The organism is Streptomyces sp. NPDC048436, from assembly GCF_043200355.1.
GTDB lineage: Bacteria > Actinomycetota > Actinomycetes > Streptomycetales > Streptomycetaceae > Streptomyces.
This window is the reverse complement of the sequence record NZ_JBICXP010000002.1, coordinates 370,263-390,031: the sequence shown is the minus strand read 5'-3', so window position 1 is coordinate 390,031 and position 19,769 is coordinate 370,263. Positions and strand designations below refer to the sequence as shown.

Genomic DNA, 19,769 nt, shown 5'->3' with positions numbered 1-19,769 from the left:
TTATGACTGAGGACGCTGAGCAGCAGCCCCGCACCGCGAACCCTGGCTATGCCGTTGAGCAGCTGGCCAAGGCGTTCACCACCGCGCAGACCCACCACGACGCCGACACCCGCCGCCGGGCCGAGGAGCAGGGCGAGCACTGGCGGGAGGTGCTCGCCGGGATGGCCTCGGGTCGGCTGACGATCGGTTCACGCAAGCCGGTGCGGGGCCTTCCGGTCTGGGTGACCCCGCAGGTCGTACGGGGAGGGTTCGCCACGGGTGTCGCGAGCGCCGGGGGGCCGTTGCAGCCGTACGAGACGGAGGTGGCCCGCCGCTTCGGAGTAGCGGCCGACCGCCGGGCGCTGTTCGCGTACTGCCTCACCGAACCCGGACTCGTCTGGCTGGCAGGCCTGCTGGACGACGGCTGTTACGAGGTGACCGTGCCCGAGGAGGCCGCACTGCTCACCGTGGCGTGGTTGGCCCGCTCCGGGGACGGCCTCGCCGCGCTGGACCTCGCGTCCGAACTGGAGCCGTTCGCCGACCAACTGCGGTTCCTGCCCCGCCCTGTCGCCAACAGGGCGGTCCCCGACGCGGTCACCGCGGTACACCGGCACACCGTGGCCGACACGGGTGCCGTACTCGCCAAGCGCCGCCCGAACGCGGCCGTCGAGACACAGCGCGAAGCCCTCACGGTCTGGCAGCCGTTCGGCGACGAACTGCTCGCCCTATGGCTGGAGACCACCGGGCCCGGCCGCATCCTCGACGCCATTCCGGACGCCGACTGGCACGAGCGCGGTGCGGCCCTGCTGGCCCGCTACCACCGGCTGGCCCAGGAACACCGACTGTGCGGCAAGCACCGCAATCCCAAGGAGAACCTCGCGATCCTGCGCACCGCACTCGAGGACACCCTGGCAGGGCGCCCCCTCGATGCCCGTCGGCTCGGCCTGCTTCGGCACGCCACCGAGTCGATGCTGCGGCGCCGAGGCCTCCCGGGCTCCCCACCGCACGGCGCCCTCCGCCACCGGCAGGCCCGGCAGGCAGCTCTTCCCTCCCACCACGCCCTCGCCCAGCTGGTCGTGCGGCGCTGCTCCGTACTGCCTCAGGACGAAGGGGCCGTCGATACCGCGCCCCTGGTCGCCGAAGTGAGCGAGCAAGAGCACCGGGAGACCGGCCTGCCCGTCGGAGCGGTGATCCCGGCATCGATCCGCAGGACGGTCGAGGCCGCGCTGAGCGCCCCGCTCGGCACGCTTGTCGAGCGCGGCGTCGTCCCTTCCGCCGAGGTCTTGGCCGAGCTGGTGCCGCAGCTCGTCGCTGTCACCACCGCCCAGCAGTACAGTGACGCGTCGCTGCGTACGCTGATGTCCGCGAACTACCGGGCGTTCCGCAATCGCCGGTCGCTTCTGCTGCTCGACTTCGAGCGGCAGGTACGTACGGAGGAACTGCCGTGGGTGCGAGCGGTGTCCGGGCGGTGCGGTGACGCGACAGGCAACGGGCGATCAGCAGGCGCCTCGCCGGAGACCGGAACCAGCCAGGCCCCCGCCCTCGTCGCGCTTCGGCAGCTGGGAGAACTGGCCGTGCAGGGTTTCCCGGGCACGATCCTCCCCAACCCTCTCATCCGCGAACTCGGGGTGCTCGCCCGCCAGGCCGACCTGAAGGCTCCCTTCGTGGAGGAACTGGCCGCCGACATCTTCATGGGGTCTTTCACCCCGAAATACCTCAAGGCGGCTCGCGTCGCCGCCGAGCTTCTGAGCGGCACTCTGTACGAGCGCTACTACGGAATCGACTACGCGGCGCTCCGTAACCTGGCGATCGTCGAGACGTCCGACGCTCTCAACCGCTCGGGCGGTGCCCGCACTTCGCCCGGCTTCGCCAAACTGTGCGCCGACCGGGCCGCTGCCGCACGGCCCGGGGCCCCGGCCGCCCCCTGGTCCGTGGCGGTCGACGGCATGGTGATCGAGCAGTCCCAGATCCTCACCACCCATAACCTGGCCGTCCTCGTCCGCCACGCCGACATCGCTCCCGACTGGCCCGACCTCGCCCGCCGGGCCTTCACCGCCGTGTGCCGCCTGAGTGCCCGCGTGCACAACAACCCGCGCCCCTTGAGCACCGTCAAGGACGCCGCGTACGCCTGGCGGCAGATGCTCTTCCACCTCTCCTGTTGCACCCCTGCCGAACAGGCGGCCGTCCTGGCCTCGTTGGACCAGGAAGTGGCCCGCCACCCGACCCACGTGGCCGCCCGCCTGGACCCCGCACTGGTGGGCCTGCACCAGGTCGCCGCGGGCGGGGCGGCGGACACGGGAGCTGGTCGCCGTCTTTTGGGTTGGAGCACGGAGGGCCACTGGATGGTCGCGGGCGGGGCAGGGCCTTCAGCGGGGGTTCTGGGATGAGGGGTACGACGAGACGATTCCGCTGGACAAACGCGAGGGAGCGCCCCCCAGGTCTATTCGGCCCGGTCCTCGTGGAGAAGCGGGAATCCTCATGTACATGCCTTCGAGGCTCTATACCGTCACGGACAACGCAAAGCGCTGGTCGGGATCGCTCCCGACCAGCGCGTTTGTGGTCAATCATTGGTGTCCGAGGGGGGACTTGAACCCCCACGCCCGATAAAGGGCACTAGCACCTCAAGCTAGCGCGTCTGCCATTCCGCCACCCGGACCAGGTGGTGTCTCGCGGTTTCCCGCGGCGACGTGGAAAACCATAGCAAACATTCGAGGCCCTCTGATCACACAGGTCACCCGCGTGAACGGCACGTGACGGCGGGTGCCCGGCCTTGGGTGTCGGGGGGTGGGCGCGGGAGGATGAAGGGGAGGACCACCAGCAGCGATAGCGGGAGGAACCACGTGAGCGAGTCGAGCAGGGGCGATAGGGCGGGCGAGACGGGCCGGGCGCGGACCGTCACGGGTGAGGACGAGGTCGTCGATCTCTGCCGCGACCTGATCCGCATCGACACGAGCAACTACGGCGACCACTCGGGGCCGGGCGAGCGCAAGGCCGCCGAGTACGTCGCGGAGAAGCTCGCCGAGGTGGGGCTCGAACCGCAGATCTTCGAATCGCACCCCGGCCGGGCCTCCACGGTGGCGCGCATCGAGGGCGAGGACCGCTCCCGGCCCGCGCTGCTCATCCACGGCCACACCGACGTCGTACCGGCCAACGCCCAGGACTGGACGCACCACCCGTTCTCGGGGGAGATCGTGGACGGCTGCGTGTGGGGGCGTGGCGCCGTCGACATGAAGGACATGGACGCGATGACCCTCGCGGTCGTCCGTGAGCGCATGCGCACCGGCCGCAAGCCTCCGCGCGACATCGTGCTGTCCTTCATGGCCGACGAGGAGGCCGGCGGCACCTACGGAGCGCGCTACCTCGTCGACAACCACCCCGAGCTCTTCGAGGGCGTCACGGAGGCCATCAGCGAGGTCGGCGGCTTCTCCTTCCAGGTCAACGAGGACCTGCGGCTCTACCTCATCGAGACGGCCCAGAAGGGCATGCACTGGATGAAGCTGACCGTGGACGGCACCGCGGGACACGGTTCGATGATCCACAAGGACAACGCCATCACCGAACTGTCCGAGGCCGTGGGCCGCCTCGGGCGGCACAAGTTCCCGGTGCGGGTGACCAAGACGCTGCGGCACTTCCTGGACGAGCTCGGCGACGCGCTCGGCACCGAACTCGACCCCGAGAACATGGACGCGACGCTGGCCAAGCTCGGCGGCATCGCCAAGCTCATCGGCGCCTCGCTGCAGAACACCGCCAACCCGACCCAGCTCGGCGCGGGCTACAAGGTCAACGTCATTCCCGGCCAGGCGGTCGCCCACGTCGACGGCCGCTTCCTGCCGGGGTACGAGGAGGAGTTCCTCGCCGACCTGGACCGGATCCTCGGCCCGCGGGTCAAGCGTGAGGACGTACACGCGGACAAGGCCCTGGAGACCACCTTCGACGGCGCGCTCGTCGACGCCATGCAGACCGCGCTCCAGGCGGAGGACCCGATCGCCCGCGCCGTGCCCTACATGCTCTCCGCGGGCACGGACGCGAAATCCTTCGACGACCTCGGCATCCGCGGCTTCGGCTTCGCGCCGCTGAAGCTGCCGCCGGAGCTCGACTTCGCCGGCATGTTCCACGGCGTGGACGAGCGGGTGCCGGTGGACGGCCTCAAGTTCGGAGTGCGCGTACTCGACCGATTCATCGACGCGTCCTGACGTCAACAATCGCCAGCGCGTACGTACTTGACTGAAAAGAGTGAATGGGACCATAAGCTCGTAGCCTCATTACTTCCGCCTCGTTACAGGTGGTGCGGTCCGCGGCTGGGATCGCATTGCCAACAAGGAGGAACAATGATCAAGAAGGTCGTCGCTGCTGCGGCTGCCACTGGTGGTCTCGTGCTCGCGTGTGCGGGTATCGCTGCTGCCGACGCCGGTGCTCAGGGTGCCGCCGTGAAGTCTCCCGGTGTGCTCTCGGGCAACGTCGTGCAGGCACCGATCCACGTGCCGGTCAACGCCTGCGGCAACACGGTCTCCGTGATCGGGCTGCTGAACCCCGCCTTCGGCAACACCTGCGCCAACGTCTGACGTTCGTGCCTCACCCCAAGAGGGTCTGAGTCCGTCGGCCCCGGAGTGCGTGCCATGCACTCCGGGGCCTTCGGGCATTCCGCGTTCGCGCAATGAAGCGCGTACGTATTCCGGAAGGTCAGAAGGCAGGGAAAACCTATGCGACAGGTCACGCGAAAAGGCCTGATCACGGTGGCGGCCGCGACAGGCGTACTCGCCATCAGCGGTGGATACGCGCACGCCGACTCGGGTGCCGCGGGCAGTGCGTCGGATTCGCCGGGTGTGCTCTCCGGCAATTCGGTCCAGCTCCCCGTGGACGCTCCGGTCAACGTGTGCGGCAACACCGTCAACGTCGTCGGGGTGCTCAACCCCGCGGCGGGCAACAGCTGCGCCAATACCTCCGGTAAGGGCGGCAGCGGTCACGGAAAGCCCTCGGGCGGCGGTTCCACGGCCCACGGGCACACCGGCGACTCACCCGGTGTCGCCTCGGGCAATGACGTGCAGCTGCCGGTCGACGTACCGGTGAACGTCTGCGGCAACAGCGTCACCATCGGTGGTCTCGGCAACGCGACCATGGGCAACGAATGCGGCAACGACGCGGGCGGGACGCCCCCGCCGGGCGGCGAGAAGCCGCCGACGAAGCCTGAGCAGCCGCCGGGCGGCCCTCAGACGCCGGAGAAGCCTGGACATCCAGGACATCCAGGACATCCGGGTGGGCCGGGGGGATCGGGGGACTCGGGGGACCGGAACATTCCGCCGTCTCCCAGTGCTCAGAAGCCTTCGGACGACAGGGCTCTGCCGAACCAGCCGGGGACGCAGACCATCACGCAGCCGAAGGGCTCGGAGTCGCTCGCCCAGACGGGCAGCGAGCTGCCGATGGGCGTCGTGCTGCCGGTGGGCGCGGGCATGCTGCTCGCGGGAACGGTGCTGTACCGCAGGTCGCGCTCGGCGGCCTGACGCGGGTGCGCGGCACCGCTTGATCGGTACGGAGAACGGAGGGCCCCGACCGCGGGGCCCTCCGTTCTCGCTGTCTCACGTCACCAGGTGGCCCGAAGCTGGCGGATGATCCGCCGCTTCAGCCGCACCCTGCGGCTGCCGTCCGAGCGCAGGCTCAGGCGGTCCAACTCCCAGTGTCCGTACTCCGCGTGGTCCGTCAGCAGGCGTGTTGTTTCCTTGCGGGTGACCCCGCGCGGGACATACACGTCGACAAATTCGTATTCCGGCATCGCATCTATTGTGCAAGCACGGGCCCGGTACGGATAGCGTCTGCACTATGTCTGATGCTGCGCAGCCCACCGCTGCCGAGGTACGCGCCGCCGCCGAGGCGGTCAAGACCGCGCTCGACCGTCACCTTGCCGCGGTCGAACGCAGGTCGGGGGAGGACGACCCGGCTGTCTACGAGGCGTTCAACGAGCTGGCCGCCGCGGCCGAGGAGTACGACGAGCTCCTCTACGACCGCTATGACGAGGTCACCCCCTTCGAGATCCCAGGCTCGGACAGCGGCGTGCTGCCGCCGTACCAGGGCCCGGAGGAGGCGAACGCGCTCAGCGTGCTGATCCGCAGGGACTACGCCGTCGCGGAGCCACAGCGGCTCCTGGCCCAGGCCCAGCGGGTGGCGGCACTCGACTCGGACCAGGCGGTCGACGAGAGCTCCGCGGCCGCGGCCGCCGGCAGCAGTGTGCACGCCGCGCTCGGTGTCCTCTTCGGCGAGTTCGAACCGGACGAGATCGCCTCCCGGCACAAGGAGTTCGGCCTGGAGGAGGGCGACTCCACGCTCTGGGTCACCGCGGCGGACGAGCCCGCGGAGCCGGGGGAGTGGCTCGACACCCCCTTCGACCAGGCGGACCCGCACCGGGTCGTCTGCCGCTTCGACGTCAGCGCGGTCTTCGACGACGACCGCGACGACGACGGCCTCGACATCGACCCCGATGTGGCGGCGGCGCTGGAGGAACTCGAAGACGGCGAGGACAGAGACGACGCCGACGACGCCGACGACACCGACGATGCCGCGGACGTCGTCGACGTGGATGACGACAGGAGCCCGCTGGACGCGGACCGCTGAGCCCCTGGGCCGCGCGCTGCGGACCGGATCGGCCCGCAGCGCGCGGCTCCGCTCAGCTCAGGTCGCCGCCGGGATCTGGGGGCGCAGGAGGGTCTGGAGGCGCGTCGTGCGCGGCTTCGCGGGGATGTCCGCCACCGCGTGCGGCAGCGCCTGCTCCGCGCCCTGCACCACCGACAGGTGCCGCTCGGCGCGGCTGAACGCGGTGTAGACCCAGGGCCTGCTCAGAGCCGCGGTCGCGTCGCCGGGCAGGACCACGACCGCCGCGGGCCAGCTCAGCCCCACGGCCTGGTGCGCGGTGAGCGCCCAGGCGTGCCGCACCGTCTGCTCCACCTGCTCCTTCGGTACGACGACGGGGGCGCCGTCACACTCCAGGTGCAGCCCCTCCGCGTCGGCCCGCAGGACGCGGCCCAGTGTCGTACGCCCGGGCACCGGGACGTGGGCGACGCGGTCGCCGGGGTCGAAGCCGCCGAACCGGCCGGGGCCGGGGTTCAGCCGCTCCTTGAGCGCGGTGTTCAGCGTGCGCGTGCCCGCGGCGCCGCCGTGCCCGGGAGTGATCACCTGGGTGTCCTCCGCGGGCACTCCGATCGCCCGGGGCACCGAGTCCGCCACGAGCTGCACCGTGCGGTGGACCGCCTCGCCCGCGTCGCGCACCGGGACGATCACGACTTCCTTGCCCGGCGCCTCGACCTGGTTCAGCTCGCCGATGCCGACCCCGGAGACCAGCTCCCCGATGGGGCCGGGGTCCGGGACGCGTGAGACGACCTGCGGGCAGCAGCGCGCCGCGACGAGGTCCGCGAAGACCCGCCCGGGGCCCGCCGACCACAGCACCCCCGGGTCGCCGCTCAGCACCAGACGGGCGCCGTCCGGCAGGGACTCCACCAGCATTGCGGCGCTCTCCACGTCCAGCTGCGGTGCGTCGAGGACCACCAGGAGGTCGAGGGCCAGCGCCCCGTCGCGGTCCCGCCCGGGTCCCTGCTCGCCGGAGAGCAGCCCCGCCACGGTCGTGGTGCCCGCCTCGTCCGATTCGGGGATGAGTCCCGAGACGCGCCGCCGGCCCGCGGAGCTGTGCGTGACCGCCCACACCCGCAGGCCGAGCCCCGCCGCGGCACTCACCAGGGCTGCGGGCTCGGCGCGTGCCGCCTCGCCGCCGGTGTGCAGGACGAGGCCGTGGCCGGCCACCGCGCGGATCAGTTCGGCGGTGGAACCGGACGCCTCACCCGCGGCGGACTCCCAGTCGGCGGCCCCCGGCCCTGAATCCTCTTCCTTGGGCAGGGAGTTGATCACCCGGGCGAGCCCGTCGGCCAGGCTCTCCTCGGCGAGGGCGTACTGCTCGAGACCGACCAGGACGCGGACCGGCTGTTCGGGCTCCTCGCCCTCGTCGTCGTTCTCCGCCTGCTCCGGCCGTGCGGGGGCAGGCGCCCCCGGTGTCTCGATGGCGTCCTGGAAGACCAGGATGTCGCCCTCCGCGATGGCGCTCTGCAGGGCAGCGTTCGGATCGGGTACGGCGCGCTGACCGAGGGCCGCGGTGAGCGCCGCCGCGTCCAGGGCCGTGTGTCCCGCGACGGCCGCCTGCTCAAGGAGCCAGACGGTGACCGCGCGCCCCCTGCGCTCGTCGTCCGGCGCGCACTCCGCGCCGAGCAGCGCCCGCGCGAAACCGTCGGCCTGCTCCGTGCGCACACCGCTGACCCGCAGCAACTGCCAGGGATCGTCCCGCAGTCGAGCGTCGGCGCCCTCGCCGAGCGTCGCCGCCGTCCGCGCGGCGAGCGCCGCGGGAGCCCCGCCTTCGGCGAGCACGGCCCGGACCGCGTCCACGGCCTCCTCGCCGGGGCCCGATGCGGCCGCCGCCATGGGCTGCGGCCGTCGCGCGGGCTCGGGCGCGGCCCTGCGCGGCGCCGGCTCGGGCTCATGGAACGCGCTGGTGACGGGCCGCTCCCCGCTCTCCACGGCGCGCACCGCGGCCAGCAGATCGGCGGCCTTGCCACTGAGCTTGGCCCCCGCGTCGACGGGCCCCTGCTTGGCGGCCTTCCGCTCGGCGATCCGCTCCAGAAGCTCCCGCTGGGCGGCGATCTCCGCCTCGGTCTCCGAGAGCTCCTTGGCTTCGGCGGCGGCTTCGGCAGTGCCTTCGGCAGTGCCTTCGGCAGTGTCCTCGGCCGCGGCTTCGGCAGTGGCTTCCGCGGTGGCGTCGGTAGCGGCGGAGCCGTCAGCGCCGTCAGCTGTAGCGGCGTCAGCGGTGGCGGCGGCCTCCGCTTCCTCCGCGGCGTCGGTTTCCGGCTCCGTACTCACAGCGTGCTCCAGTCGTGATCGGGGTAGCGGTGCACGGGCGCCGACACATCGTCGAGCGCCTGGCAGATCTCGTCAGGAAGACTAAGGGTCTCCACTGACAATGCGGCCGTGAGCTGCTGCGCGTTGCGCGCGCCGACGATCGGCGCGGTCACTCCGGGGCGGTCGCGCACCCAGGCCAGGGCCACCTGGAGGGGCGTGGCCGCGAGGCCGTCCGCGGCCGTGGAGACCGCGTCCACGATGCGGCTCGCCGCGTCGTCGAGGTAGGGCGCGACGAACGGCGCCAGATGCTCGGAGCCGCCGCGCGAGTCGGCCGGGGTGGAGTGGCGGTACTTCCCGGTGAGCACGCCCCTGCCGAGCGGCGACGAGGGCAGCAGGCCCACGCCCAGGTCCATCGCCGCGGGCAGCAGCTCCCGCTCGACGCCGCGCTGGAGAAGGGAGTACTCCATCTGCGTACTGGCCAGGCGCGTGCGCGTGCCCGGGGCGGCGAGCTGCCACGTGGCGGCCTTCGCGAGCTGCCAGCCGGAGAAGTTGGAGATGCCCGCATAGCGTGCCCGGCCGCTGCTGACGGCGATGTCCAGGGCCTGGAGCGTCTCGTCCAGGGGCGTGCAGGGGTCGAAGGCGTGCACCTGCCAGAGGTCCACGTGGTCCGTCCCCAGGCGGGCCAGGGAGGCGTCGAGCGCGGAGAGGAGGTGGCCCCGCGAGCCGTCGAAGCGCCGGTCGGGGTCGGGCACGCTGCCCGCCTTGGTCGCGATGACCAGATCGCGCCGCGGCACGAGCCGTTCTATGAGTCGGCCGAGCAGATACTCGGCCTCCCCGTCGCCGTACACATCCGCTGTGTCGACGAGGCTGCCGCCCGCTTCCCAGAACACCTTCAACAGGTCGGCGGCGTCGCTCTCGTCGGTATGTCCCCACGTGAGGGTGCCGAGTCCGATCCGGGACACGCGAAGGCCGGTGCGGCCGAGATGCCTCTGCTCCATGAGCGCTGAGATTACTGGCCGTGCCCCAGCGGCGTGAGGGGCTGTGGACAAACCCGTGCCTGTGGAGAACTCGGTCACCCCCGCGCCCGCCGCTGACGAGCCTCGCACGCACGCGCTACAGTCCCCGGCACAGGGACGTTACTGCTCAGTAAGGGGATTCGGCCATGCAGCTCGGGATCAACCTCGGCTACTGGGGCGCGGGGATGGACGCGGACAACCTCGCCGTCGCCAAGGAGGCCGACAAGCTCGGCTACGCGGTCTGCTGGGCCGCCGAGGCGTACGGCTCGGACGCCGCGACGGTGCTGTCCTGGGTGGCCGCGCAGACCGAACGTATCGACATCGGATCCGCGATCTTCCAGATCCCGGCCCGGCAGCCCGCGATGACCGCGATGACCGCCGCCACGCTCGACTCGCTCTCCGGCGGCCGTTTCCGGCTGGGGCTCGGCGTCTCGGGACCGCAGGTCTCCGAGGGCTGGTACGGCGTCAAGTTCGACAAGCCGCTGGCCCGCACCCGCGAGTACGTCGAGATCGTCCGCAAGGCGATGACCCGCGAGCGCCTCAGCTACGAGGGCGAGCACTGGACGCTCCCGCTGCCGGACGGGCCGGGCAAGCCCATCAAGCTCACCGTGCACCCGCAGCGTGAGCACATCCCGCTGTACGTCGCCGCGATCGGCCCCAAGAACCTGGAGCAGACCGGCGAGATCGCCGACGGAGCCCTGCTGATCTTCCCCTCCGCCGAGCACCTGGAGGAGACGGCGGTCCGCCACCTGCGCGCGGGGCGCGAGAAGGTGGGCAAGACGATGGACGGCTTCGACGTCGTGCCGACGCTGCCGCTCGCGGTGGGCGACGACGTCAGTGGCCTCGCGGACATGTTCAGGCCCTACACCGCGCTCTATGTGGGCGGCATGGGCAGCCGCAAGCAGAACTTCTACAACCAGCTCGCCCAGCGCATGGGCTACGAGAAGGAAGCCGCCGAGATCCAGGAGAAGTACCTGTCAGGCGACAAGGAGGGTGCGGCCGCGGCCGTGCCGCACGCGCTGATCGACTCGACCACGCTGCTCGGCTCCGTGGACCGCATCGCCGACCGCATGCAGGCCTACGCGGCGGCCGGGGTCACCACGCTCACGCTGTCTCCCGCGGGCTTCACCCTGGAGGAGCGGCTGACGGCCCTGCGCGCCGGAACGCAGGCGATGGAGCGCGCCGGCCTGGCGTAGAGGGGGGGAAGTTCTGCGGCCGTGGTGGGGGCTCGGGGGTCTTCCCCGCCACGGCCGTCACGGGGCACAACGCGTCACGGCGTCCCTCGGTTACGGGCCCGTCCGGTGCCGGTTGTCCTCCGTTCGGCGCAGCCGCCTCCGGCACCTGTTGCCGCGCCAGCGCCACCGCATTTGACTAGTTCTTTGCGGAGGTTCGCGTGGAGCGCATGGAGGTGCCACTGATGCTTTCGGCCAAGAGCGTCTTCGAGGAGATCCTCGACAACGACGAGTCGTTCCGGCTCTTCTGTTCCATCGCGGCCAGCGGCGAGTCGCAGGGCGGCTGGGAGAACGGGCGCATCGCGGAGCTCATCCCCGCGAGCGAGCGGGGTCTCGCCCCCAAGGTGGTGCGGCACGGCGCCGACGAGGACAAGCACGGACGCATCTTCAACGCCCTGCTGCGCAAGCGGGGTCTGCACCCGGTCGAGGTTCCTCAGGAGGCCGATTACACGATGCTTCTGGAGAAGCACGGCATCGGTCTCGCGCACGCGAAGCTGAAGGCCAGCGAACCGCTCACGGTGGCGGACATCGTCACGTATCTCGCGCACAGCAGGGTCACCGAGCAGCGCGCTTCGGAGCAGATGCGGTTGCTGCGCAAGTACTTCGCCGAGCACCCCGTCGTCGGCCGCGCGGTCAAGATGATCTCGAACGACGAGGACAGTCATCTTGCCTACTGCCACGAGGAGTTGCTGCGGTTCGCCGCCGCCGGGCACGGTCGCGCCATCCAGGCCACCCTGCGCGAGTGCGCGCTCGCCGAGATCCGGGTCTACCGGGACGTCAGCCTCGCCGTGATGGACCACATGGGGCGCATCCTGGGCTGGTCCAAGGCCAAGTCCGCGGTGCTCACCGCGGGCATCCACGCCATGTACGCGTACGAACGCCTCGGCGGCTGGCGGCGGATGGTGTCCTTGCGGATGCCCGAGCACCGTGACGCACTCGGCGGGCCCGCCACGTCCGCGCACGAGTTCGCCTGACCCCGGGGGGCGGGCTAGAGCCAGCCCCGGCGCTTGAACTGGCGGTACAGGAAGAATTCGAGCGCGACCATCAGCAGGATCACGGCGGGGTAGGACCACACCCAGTGCAGCTCGGGCATGTGGTCGAAGTTCATGCCGTAGATGCCCGCGATCATCGTGGGGACGGCGGCCATGGCGGCCCACGCCGAGATCTTCCGCATGTCGTCGTTCTGCCGCACGCTCATCTGCGCCAGGTGCGCGGAGAGGATGTCGGAGACCAGGCGGTCGAGGCTGTCCACCGAGTCGTTCACCCGCGTCAGATGGTCGCTGACGTCCCGGAAGAACGGCTGTGCCGCGTCCTGTACGAAGGGCACGGCGGGGCCGAAAGTGCCCGCTCCGGAGAGACGCATCAATGGCATCGCCAACGGTCCCGTGGCGCGGCGGAACTCCACGATCTGGCGCTTGAACCGGTAGATCCGGGATGCCGTGTTGCGGGTGCCCCCGCTGTCGGGCGAGAAGACCTCCGCCTCCAGCTCCTCCAGGTCGGTCTGCAGCTCGCCCGCGACGTCCAGGTAGTGGTCGACCGTGGCGTCGGCGATCGCGTAGAGGACGGACGTCGGACCGTGCTTGAGCGTCTCGGGGTCTTCCTCCATGCGATGGCGTACGGCGCCGAGGGGCGAGCCCTCGCCGTGCCGGACCGTCACCACGAAGGCGTCGCCGATGAAGACCATGACCTCACCCGACGAGACGGAGTCGCTGTCCGGCTCGTACACCACCGGCTTGAGGACCACGAACAGCGAGTCGTCGTAGACCTCCAGCTTGGGCCGCTGATGCGCCTTCAAGGCGTCCTCCACGGCCAGCGGATGCAGCCCGAACTCCCTGCTGACCTCGGCGAACTCCTCCGCCGACGGTTCGTGAAGCCCCACCCAGACGAATGCGTCCCCGGCCGCACGCGCCTGTCTCAGGGCATCGGAGAAGTGTGCCTGGCACTCGGCCCGGCGGCCGTCCTGGTACAGCGCGCAGTCCACGATCACGGAGGGCATTCTTCCGAACCTCTGCTCGGGACGCACCCCCTCGGCGGCTTAGGCTGGCCAGCATGCCCACGCTGATCCTCGTCCGGCACGGACGATCCACCGCCAACACCGCGGGTCTGCTCGCCGGGTGGACCCCCGGCGTGGCCCTGGACGAGCGGGGCGCCGCACAGGCCGCCGCGCTCCCCGGCCGCCTCGCGGAACTGCCGCTCGCCGAAGTCGTCACGAGCCCGCTGCAGCGCTGCCAGGAGACCGTGGCGCCGCTGCTCGCCGCGCGGCCGGGCCTGCGGTCGCACACCGAGGAACGCATCGGGGAGTGCCACTACGGCGACTGGTCGGGCCGCAAGCTCGCCGAGCTGTCCGGCGAGCCGCTCATGGAGGTCGTACAGCAGCATCCGTCGGCGGCCGCCTTCCCGGGAGGCGAGTCCATGCGGGCCATGCAGACGCGGGCGGCCGAGGCGGTACGCGAGTGGAACGCGCGCGTGGAGCGCGATCACGGCTCGGACGCCGTGTACCTCATGTGCTCGCACGGCGACATCATCAAGTCCCTTGTCGCGGACGCCATCGGACTCCACCTGGACCTCTTCCAGCGCATCTCCGTAGAGCCCTGTTCCGTCACCGCGATCCGCTTCACGCGCCTGCGGCCCTTCCTCGTACGCCTGGGGGACACCGGCGACTTCGGGTCGCTCGCGCCCCGTGCGGAGCCGTCCGGGGGCGACGCGGCGGTGGGTGGCGATGCGGGAGCACCGTGATCGTCGCCCGCAGTAGGGTGCTGTCGTCGCGTCGAACAAGCGCAAATGATCAACCGCAGTCGATCCCAATGGAGACAGGACGTGTCGCGTCAGGTGTTCCTCTACGACCCGCCGGAACGCTTCGTGGCCGGAACCGTCGGACTCCCCGGACGGCGGACCTTCTTCCTCCAGGCCTCCGGCGCCGGCCGGGTGACCAGCGTCGCCCTGGAGAAGACCCAGGTCGCCGCCCTCGCCGAACGCATGGAAGAGCTGCTCGACGAGGTCGTGCGCCGCAGCGGCGGCAACACCCCCGTGCCCGCCGTGGCCCCCTCGGAGGTCAGTGACAGCGCGCCCCTCGACGCGCCCGTCGAGGAGGAATTCCGCGTCGGCACGATGGCGCTCGCCTGGGACGGCGACGAGGAGCGGATGATCGTCGAGGCGCAGGCCCTGGTCGAGCTCGACGCCGAATCCGACGAGGACCTCGCGGAAGCCGAGGAAAGGCTTCTGCAGGACGACGAGAACGGGCCGCCGATGCTGCGCGTCAGGCTCTCCGGGGCGCAGGCGCGCGCGTTCGCCAAGCGCGCCCTCGACGTCGTGAACGCGGGCCGGCCGCCGTGCCCGCTGTGCAGCCTCCCCCTCGACCCGGAAGGACACGTATGCCCGCGGCAGAACGGATACCGGCGGGGAGCGTGACCTCCGGCGCCCTCGATCTGCTCCAGCGCGGTGAGCTGACCGTGCGGGGGCGGATCCGCGAGGCTTCGAACGCGGTGCTCTACTGCTCCGTCGCCTACGAGGGCCGGGAAGCCGCCTGCGTGTACAAGCCGGTCGCCGGGGAGCGGCCCCTGTGGGATTTCCCCGACGGGACGCTCGCACAGCGTGAGGTCGCCGCGTACGAGGTCTCCGAGGCGACGGGATGGGGCCTGGTCCCGCCGACCGTGCTGCGGGACGGGCCGCACGGCGAGGGCATGTGCCAGCTGTGGATCGAGGGCTCGGACGACGCGGAGCTCCTCGCCCTGGTCCAAGGCGAGGAGCCGGCCGATGGCTGGAAGGCGATCGGCTTCGCCGACGTGGGGGAGGGCCGGACCGCGCTGCTTGTACACGCGGACGATGAACGCCTGCGGCGGCTCGCGGTGCTCGACGCGGTGATCAACAACGCGGACCGCAAGGGCGGCCACCTGCTGACCGACGAAGGCCGGCTGTACGGGATCGACCACGGGGTCACCTTCAACGCCGAGGACAAGCTGCGGACGCTCCTGTGGGGCTGGGCGGGGGAGCCCCTGACCCCCGAGGCGGTCGGGGCCCTGGAGACCCTGCGGGACGCCCTGGCCGACGAGGCGCCGCTCGCCGTCCGCCTGGGCAAGCTGATCACGGCGGCCGAGGTGGACGCGGTGCGCGGGCGGGTGGGCGCGTTGCTGTCGTCCGGCCTGCACCCCGTACCGGGCGGTGACTGGCCCGCCATTCCGTGGCCGCCGGTCTAGACGCTGCCCCGCGGCGTTGGAGGAACCTTGATCCCCCACTCGTATGTGGAAGCTCCGTCCGGTTAGGCTCATTGCATGCATGCCTGGCCCGCTTCTGAGGTCCCCGCCCTGCCTGGCAAGGGCCGCGACCTCCAGATCCACGACACCGCGACCGGTGGTCTCGTCACCCTTGACCCCGGTCCCGTCGCCCGTATCTACGTCTGCGGCATCACTCCGTACGACGCCACCCACATGGGTCACGCGGCGACCTACAACGCGTTCGACCTCGTGCAGCGCGTGTGGCTCGACACCAAGCGGCAGGTTCATTACGTCCAGAACGTGACCGACGTGGACGACCCGCTCCTGGAACGAGCCATCCGCGACGGCAAGGACTGGGTCGAGCTCGCCGAGGGTGAGACCGCCCTGTTCCGCGAGGACATGACCGCCCTCCGGCTGCTCCCGCCGCAGCACTACATCGGAGCCGTCGAGGCGATACCCGGCATCGTGCCGCTCGTCGAACGCCTGAGGGACATGGGCGCCGCCTATGAGCTCGAAGGCGACGTCTACTTCTCCGTGGAGTCCGACCCCCACTTCGGTGAGGTGTCCGGCCTCGACGTCGCCGCGATGAAGCTGCTCTCTGCCGAGCGCGGCGGCGACCCGGACCGCCCGGGCAAGAAGGACCCGCTCGACCCGATGCTCTGGATGGCGGCCCGCGAGGGCGAGCCGAGCTGGGACGGGGCCTCGCTCGGCCGCGGCCGGCCCGGCTGGCACATCGAGTGCGTGGCCATCGCCCTCGACCACCTGGGCATGGGCTTCGACGTGCAGGGCGGCGGATCCGACCTCGCCTTCCCGCACCACGAGATGGGCGCCTCGCACGCCCAGGCGCTCACCGGTGAGTACCCGTTCGCGAAGGCGTACGTACACGCGGGCATGGTCGCTCTCGACGGCGCGAAGATGTCGAAGTCCAAGGGCAACCTCGTCTTCGTCTCGAAGCTGCGGCGGGACGGGACCGACCCGGCCGCCATCCGTCTCGCGCTCCTCGCCCACCACTACCGCGCGGACTGGGAGTGGACCGACTCGGTCCTGACCGAGGCCGTGGAGCGGCTCGGCCGGTGGCGTGCCGCCGTCTCGCGGCCCGACGGACCCTCCGCCGACGCCCTCGTCGAGGAGATCCGCGAAGCCCTGGCCAACGACCTGGACGCACCGGCCGCGCTCGCCGCGGTCGACGCGTGGGCGGCGCGCCAGGCCGCCAAGGGCGGTACGGAAGAGGGCGCCCCCGGAGTCGTATCGCGTGCGGTGGACGCGCTGCTCGGCGTGGCCCTGTAGTCACCTGTAGCCACCTGTAGCCACCGGTTCACTGAAGGGGCCGCTCCGGAAGTCCAGGAGCGGCCCCATCAAAGTCCATGGCCCTGGCGCCCTTTGAGGCGCTAGACCTCCGCCATGAGATCACCCACCCGCTTCAGACGGGCGGCGCTCGCCGCCGCCCTGCTAGGCCTCCTCGCGGTGTTCGCCGGTCCCGGCGGCGCGGCGCAGGCTGCCGACGAGCCCGCGACCACGGTCGGGGACGTCACGGACTTCGCAGCCGACGGCTCCGTCTACCGCCTCACCGCGGGCAAGGCCGAGGCCCGCGTCAGTTTTGTGTCGGCCGAGACGTTCCGGCTCGAACTCGCCCCCGGCGGCGACTTCACCGACCCGACCGGCAAGGACATCGTCCTGCCCCAGGGGGACCCGCCGCGCACCAAGTGGGCCGACAAGGGCGACCGCTACGAACTGAGCACCTCCAAGGTGACCCTGCGCGCCTACAAGTCCCCGCTGCGCTTCGCCCTGTACCGCGCCGACGGCACTCAGGTCTGGGCCGAGTCCAAGGGCCTGAGCTGGACGAAGGACGCCACCACCCAGAGTCTGGCCCGCGGCGCCGACGAGCAGTACTACGGCGCGGGCATGCAGAACGGGCGGGGCAACACCTCGCACCGTGGCAAGAAGGTCGAGGTGAGCGTCGACTACAACTGGGACGACGGCGGGCACCCCAACTCCGTGCCGTTCTACCTGTCTTCGCAGGGCTACGGAGTCTTCCGCAACACGTACGCGCCCAATACCTACGACTTCGCCGAGCCGGTGACGGCCACCGCGAAGGAACAGCGCTTTGACGCCTACTACTTCGCCGGGCGCGGTGAGAAGGACGTCAAGGGAGTCATCGGCCAGTACACGAAGCTCACCGGCAAACCCTTCCTGCCGCCCATCTACGGATTGGAGATCGGCGACGCGGACTGCTACCTCCACAACGCCAACCAGGGCGAACGCCACACCCTGGACTCCCTGAAAGTCGCCGACGAGTACAAGAAGCACGACATGCCAGGCGGCTGGATGCTGGTCAACGACGGCTACGGCTGCGGTTACGAAGACCTCGCCGAGACCGCCAAGGGCCTCCAGGACCGCGACATGCAGATGGGCCTGTGGACCGAGGACGGCATCGACAAGATCGCCGACCAGGTCAAGGCGGGCCAGCGCATCGCCAAGCTCGACGTCGCCTGGGTCGGCGACGGCTACAAGAAGGCGCTCGACGGCTGCAAGGACGCTTACAAGGGCATCGAGGACAACAGCGACGCCCGCGGCTTCACCTGGGCCCCCGAGAGCTGGTCGGGGGCGCAGCGCTGCGGGGTGCAGTGGTCGGGCGACCAGAGCGGCAGCTGGGAGTACATCCGCTGGCAGATCCCGACGTACGCCGGCGCGACCATGTCCGGCATGGCCTACACGACCGGTGACGTGGACGGCATCTTCGGCGGCAGCCCCAAGACGTACGCGCGTGACCTGCAGTGGAAGTCCTTCCTGCCGGTCACGATGACGATGGACGGCTGGGCCGCCACCGACAAGCAGCCCTTCCGCCACGGCGAGCCCTACACCTCCATCAATCGCAAGTACCTCAAGCTGCACGAATCGCTGCTGCCCTACTTCTACTCGTACGGCCACGAGGCGACCGAGACGGGCGTCGGCGCCGTCCGGCCGCTGGCCCTCGAATACCCCGACGACCCGAAGGCCGCCACCGACGCCGCCAAGTACGAGTTCCTCGCGGGCGAGGACTTCCTCGTCGCGCCCGTCTACAAGGACACGACCGTCCGGGACGGCATCTACCTCCCCAAGGGGACGTGGACCGACTACTGGAGCGGTCGCACCTATCAGGGCCCGACCACGGTCGACGGCTACAGCGCGCCCCTCGACACCCTGCCGCTCTTCGTCAAGGGCGGTGCCACCGTGCCGATGTGGCCCGGCATCAGGTCCTACAAGGACCGCACGGCCACGTCTCCGCTCGCCTGGGACATCTACCCGCAGGGGAAGTCCTCCTTCGAGTTGTACGAGGACGACGGCGAGACCAGGCAGCACCGCGACGGCAAGTACGCCACCCAGCGTGCCGACGTCGAGGCGCCCCGCTCCGGCGCGGGCGACGTACGGGTGCGGATCGGCGCGAGCAAGGGGGAGTTCGGCGGCAAGCAGACCGAGCGGCCCTACGCGTTCACGCTGCACACCGGTGACGCGCCGAGCCGGGTGGAGCTGGGCGGCGACAAGCTGCCGCGGCTCGCTTCGAAGGAGGCGTACGAGAAGGCGGCGCAGGGCTGGTTCTACGACCGGGACGACCGGGGCGGCGTCGTCGAGGTGAAGACGGCGGCGCTCCGTACGGACCGGGCCTTCACGCTCGAACTGGACGACACCAGCGCGGTCGGCGGTGCCGTGCCCGGCGCGAGCGCCGCCGTCAGCGCTCCCGCGGGACAGGAGATCGGCGCGGGCACGGCGGGCAAGGTCGCCGTCGACGTCACCGCGGGGACGCGGGACGCCACCGGCGTCGACGTCACCCTGGACGTGCCGGAGGGCTGGACCGCGGGCCGGGCAAACGCCGACCGCGTCCCGGCCGGGTCCACGCGCCGCGTGGAGGTCGCCGTCACCCCGCCCAAGGGCGCCCGCCCCGGCGAGCAGCCGCTGACCGCGAGGGCCCGCTACCGGGCGGCAGGCCAGGACCGCACCGCCACGCAGCGGATCGCGGTCGCCGTCATGCCTCCGGCGCCGTCCGCCGACGCCTGGGCGAGCGACCTGGAGTGGCTGAAGTCCACCAACGGCTACGGTCCCGCCGAACGGGACCGCAGCAACGGGGAGTCGGGCGCCGCCGACGGCCACACGCTGACCCTCGCCGGGAAGACGTACGAGAAGGGGATCGGCACCCACGCCGACTCCGCCATCGAGGTCTACACGGGCGGGCAGTGCGCGAAGTTCACCGCCGACGTGGGCATCGACGACGAGATCAACGGCTACGGAGAGGTGGCCTTCTCCGTCGAGGCAGACGGCAAGGTGCTGTGGACCTCGCCGAGGGTGACGGGTGCTTCGGCGACCGTCCCGGTGGATGTCGATGTGAGCGGGGCCCGGCACGTGGAGCTGAAGGTGACCGACACCAACGGCTCCAAGAGCGGGGACCACGCGGACTGGGCCGGGGCGAAGTTCAGCTGCGGCTGAGACCCTTC

The 19,769-nt window shown here is 71.0% G+C and carries 16 protein-coding genes and 1 tRNA gene; 12 read left to right on the top strand and 5 right to left on the bottom strand.

Annotated features, from left to right (window positions below; translation table 11 throughout):
* The first annotated feature begins 2 nt into the window (after positions 1 to 2).
* A complete protein-coding gene (locus ACGFX9_RS08330; RefSeq protein WP_393466693.1) occupies positions 3 to 2,366 on the top strand; it encodes a hypothetical protein in 2,364 nt (787 codons plus the stop codon).
* Between the two features lie 181 nt (positions 2,367 to 2,547).
* On the opposite strand, the gene ACGFX9_RS08325 is transcribed toward ACGFX9_RS08330, so the two are convergent.
* Positions 2,548 to 2,635 (bottom strand) — tRNA-Leu (locus ACGFX9_RS08325).
* A 184-nt stretch (positions 2,636 to 2,819) separates the two neighbouring features.
* On the opposite strand from ACGFX9_RS08325, the gene ACGFX9_RS08320 reads away from it, so the two are divergent.
* The 3 genes from ACGFX9_RS08320 to ACGFX9_RS08310 all read left to right on the top strand — a co-directional run bounded on the left by ACGFX9_RS08320 (position 2,820) and on the right by ACGFX9_RS08310 (position 5,477).
* Entirely contained in the window at positions 2,820 to 4,172 is a 1,353-nt protein-coding gene (locus tag ACGFX9_RS08320; protein WP_393466691.1) for a M20/M25/M40 family metallo-hydrolase, read from the top strand.
* 135 nt (positions 4,173 to 4,307) lie between these two features.
* The gene (locus ACGFX9_RS08315) at positions 4,308 to 4,541 is read left to right on the top strand and encodes a chaplin (RefSeq protein WP_393466688.1); all 234 of its coding nucleotides are present in this window, start codon (positions 4,308 to 4,310) and stop codon (positions 4,539 to 4,541) included.
* Between the two features lie 138 nt (positions 4,542 to 4,679).
* Positions 4,680 to 5,477: a chaplin family protein gene (locus ACGFX9_RS08310; protein ID WP_393466685.1), complete on the top strand. Its 798-nt coding sequence runs from the start codon at positions 4,680 to 4,682 to the stop codon at positions 5,475 to 5,477.
* An 80-nt stretch (positions 5,478 to 5,557) separates the two neighbouring features.
* On the opposite strand, the gene ACGFX9_RS08305 is transcribed toward ACGFX9_RS08310, so the two are convergent.
* The gene (locus ACGFX9_RS08305; RefSeq protein WP_393466682.1) at positions 5,558 to 5,746 is read right to left on the bottom strand and encodes a DUF5703 family protein; all 189 of its coding nucleotides are present in this window, start codon (positions 5,744 to 5,746) and stop codon (positions 5,558 to 5,560) included.
* A gap of 47 nt (positions 5,747 to 5,793) precedes the next feature.
* Between ACGFX9_RS08305 and ACGFX9_RS08300 the strand changes: the two genes are divergently transcribed.
* Positions 5,794 to 6,582: a hypothetical protein gene (locus ACGFX9_RS08300; protein ID WP_393466680.1), complete on the top strand. Its 789-nt coding sequence runs from the start codon at positions 5,794 to 5,796 to the stop codon at positions 6,580 to 6,582.
* Positions 6,583 to 6,639: 57 nt separating this feature from the next.
* Here the strand turns inward: ACGFX9_RS08300 and ACGFX9_RS08295 are convergent, their stop codons facing one another.
* Both ACGFX9_RS08295 and ACGFX9_RS08290 read right to left on the bottom strand, forming a co-directional pair.
* Complete coding sequence (locus tag ACGFX9_RS08295) at positions 6,640 to 8,865, bottom strand: helix-hairpin-helix domain-containing protein (RefSeq protein ID WP_393466677.1); 2,226 nt, start codon at positions 8,863 to 8,865, stop codon at positions 6,640 to 6,642.
* Positions 8,862 to 9,842: an aldo/keto reductase gene (locus ACGFX9_RS08290; RefSeq protein ID WP_393466675.1), complete on the bottom strand. Its 981-nt coding sequence runs from the start codon at positions 9,840 to 9,842 to the stop codon at positions 8,862 to 8,864. Before ACGFX9_RS08290 ends, ACGFX9_RS08295 begins: the two co-directional genes overlap by 4 nt.
* A gap of 164 nt (positions 9,843 to 10,006) precedes the next feature.
* On the opposite strand from ACGFX9_RS08290, the gene ACGFX9_RS08285 reads away from it, so the two are divergent.
* Together ACGFX9_RS08285 and ACGFX9_RS08280 are read left to right on the top strand one after the other, a co-directional pair.
* A complete protein-coding gene (locus ACGFX9_RS08285; protein WP_393466673.1) occupies positions 10,007 to 11,056 on the top strand; it encodes an LLM class F420-dependent oxidoreductase in 1,050 nt (349 codons plus the stop codon).
* Between the two features lie 221 nt (positions 11,057 to 11,277).
* Positions 11,278 to 12,066, top strand: a complete 789-nt coding sequence (locus ACGFX9_RS08280) for a ferritin-like domain-containing protein (protein WP_393466669.1) — start codon at positions 11,278 to 11,280, stop codon at positions 12,064 to 12,066.
* A 14-nt stretch (positions 12,067 to 12,080) separates the two neighbouring features.
* On the opposite strand, the gene corA is transcribed toward ACGFX9_RS08280, so the two are convergent.
* A complete protein-coding gene (gene corA, locus ACGFX9_RS08275) occupies positions 12,081 to 13,079 on the bottom strand; it encodes a magnesium/cobalt transporter CorA (RefSeq protein ID WP_393468288.1) in 999 nt (332 codons plus the stop codon).
* Between the two features lie 62 nt (positions 13,080 to 13,141).
* Between corA and ACGFX9_RS08270 the strand changes: the two genes are divergently transcribed.
* The 5 genes from ACGFX9_RS08270 (at position 13,142) to ACGFX9_RS08250 (ending at position 19,761) form a co-directional block, all read left to right on the top strand.
* Positions 13,142 to 13,828, top strand: a complete 687-nt coding sequence (locus tag ACGFX9_RS08270; RefSeq protein ID WP_393466666.1) for a histidine phosphatase family protein — start codon at positions 13,142 to 13,144, stop codon at positions 13,826 to 13,828.
* Positions 13,829 to 13,909: 81 nt separating this feature from the next.
* Positions 13,910 to 14,500: a DUF3090 domain-containing protein gene (locus ACGFX9_RS08265; protein ID WP_393466663.1), complete on the top strand. Its 591-nt coding sequence runs from the start codon at positions 13,910 to 13,912 to the stop codon at positions 14,498 to 14,500.
* Entirely contained in the window at positions 14,464 to 15,285 is an 822-nt protein-coding gene (locus ACGFX9_RS08260; protein WP_393466661.1) for an SCO1664 family protein, read from the top strand. Before ACGFX9_RS08265 ends, ACGFX9_RS08260 begins: the two co-directional genes overlap by 37 nt.
* Before the next feature lie 75 nt (positions 15,286 to 15,360).
* The gene (mshC, locus tag ACGFX9_RS08255; RefSeq protein WP_393466658.1) at positions 15,361 to 16,590 is read left to right on the top strand and encodes a cysteine--1-D-myo-inosityl 2-amino-2-deoxy-alpha-D-glucopyranoside ligase; all 1,230 of its coding nucleotides are present in this window, start codon (positions 15,361 to 15,363) and stop codon (positions 16,588 to 16,590) included.
* 114 nt (positions 16,591 to 16,704) lie between these two features.
* Positions 16,705 to 19,761 (top strand): NPCBM/NEW2 domain-containing protein, encoded by a 3,057-nt coding sequence (locus ACGFX9_RS08250; protein WP_393466655.1) that lies wholly within the window; start codon positions 16,705 to 16,707, stop codon positions 19,759 to 19,761.
* Positions 19,762 to 19,769 lie beyond the last annotated feature (8 nt).

Coding starts and splice junctions, on each gene's coding strand:
- ACGFX9_RS08330 (WP_393466693.1), top strand. CDS start 3: ATGACTGAGGACGCTGAGCAGCAGCCCCGCACCGCGAACCCTGGCTAT.
- ACGFX9_RS08315 (WP_393466688.1), top strand. CDS start 4,308: ATGATCAAGAAGGTCGTCGCTGCTGCGGCTGCCACTGGTGGTCTCGTG.
- ACGFX9_RS08310 (WP_393466685.1), top strand. CDS start 4,680: ATGCGACAGGTCACGCGAAAAGGCCTGATCACGGTGGCGGCCGCGACA.
- ACGFX9_RS08305 (WP_393466682.1), bottom strand. CDS start 5,746: ATGCCGGAATACGAATTTGTCGACGTGTATGTCCCGCGCGGGGTCACC.
- ACGFX9_RS08300 (WP_393466680.1), top strand. CDS start 5,794: ATGTCTGATGCTGCGCAGCCCACCGCTGCCGAGGTACGCGCCGCCGCC.
- ACGFX9_RS08290 (WP_393466675.1), bottom strand. CDS start 9,842: ATGGAGCAGAGGCATCTCGGCCGCACCGGCCTTCGCGTGTCCCGGATC.
- ACGFX9_RS08285 (WP_393466673.1), top strand. CDS start 10,007: ATGCAGCTCGGGATCAACCTCGGCTACTGGGGCGCGGGGATGGACGCG.
- ACGFX9_RS08280 (WP_393466669.1), top strand. CDS start 11,278: ATGCTTTCGGCCAAGAGCGTCTTCGAGGAGATCCTCGACAACGACGAG.
- ACGFX9_RS08270 (WP_393466666.1), top strand. CDS start 13,142: ATGCCCACGCTGATCCTCGTCCGGCACGGACGATCCACCGCCAACACC.
- ACGFX9_RS08260 (WP_393466661.1), top strand. CDS start 14,464: ATGCCCGCGGCAGAACGGATACCGGCGGGGAGCGTGACCTCCGGCGCC.
- mshC (WP_393466658.1), top strand. CDS start 15,361: ATGCATGCCTGGCCCGCTTCTGAGGTCCCCGCCCTGCCTGGCAAGGGC.
- ACGFX9_RS08250 (WP_393466655.1), top strand. CDS start 16,705: ATGAGATCACCCACCCGCTTCAGACGGGCGGCGCTCGCCGCCGCCCTG.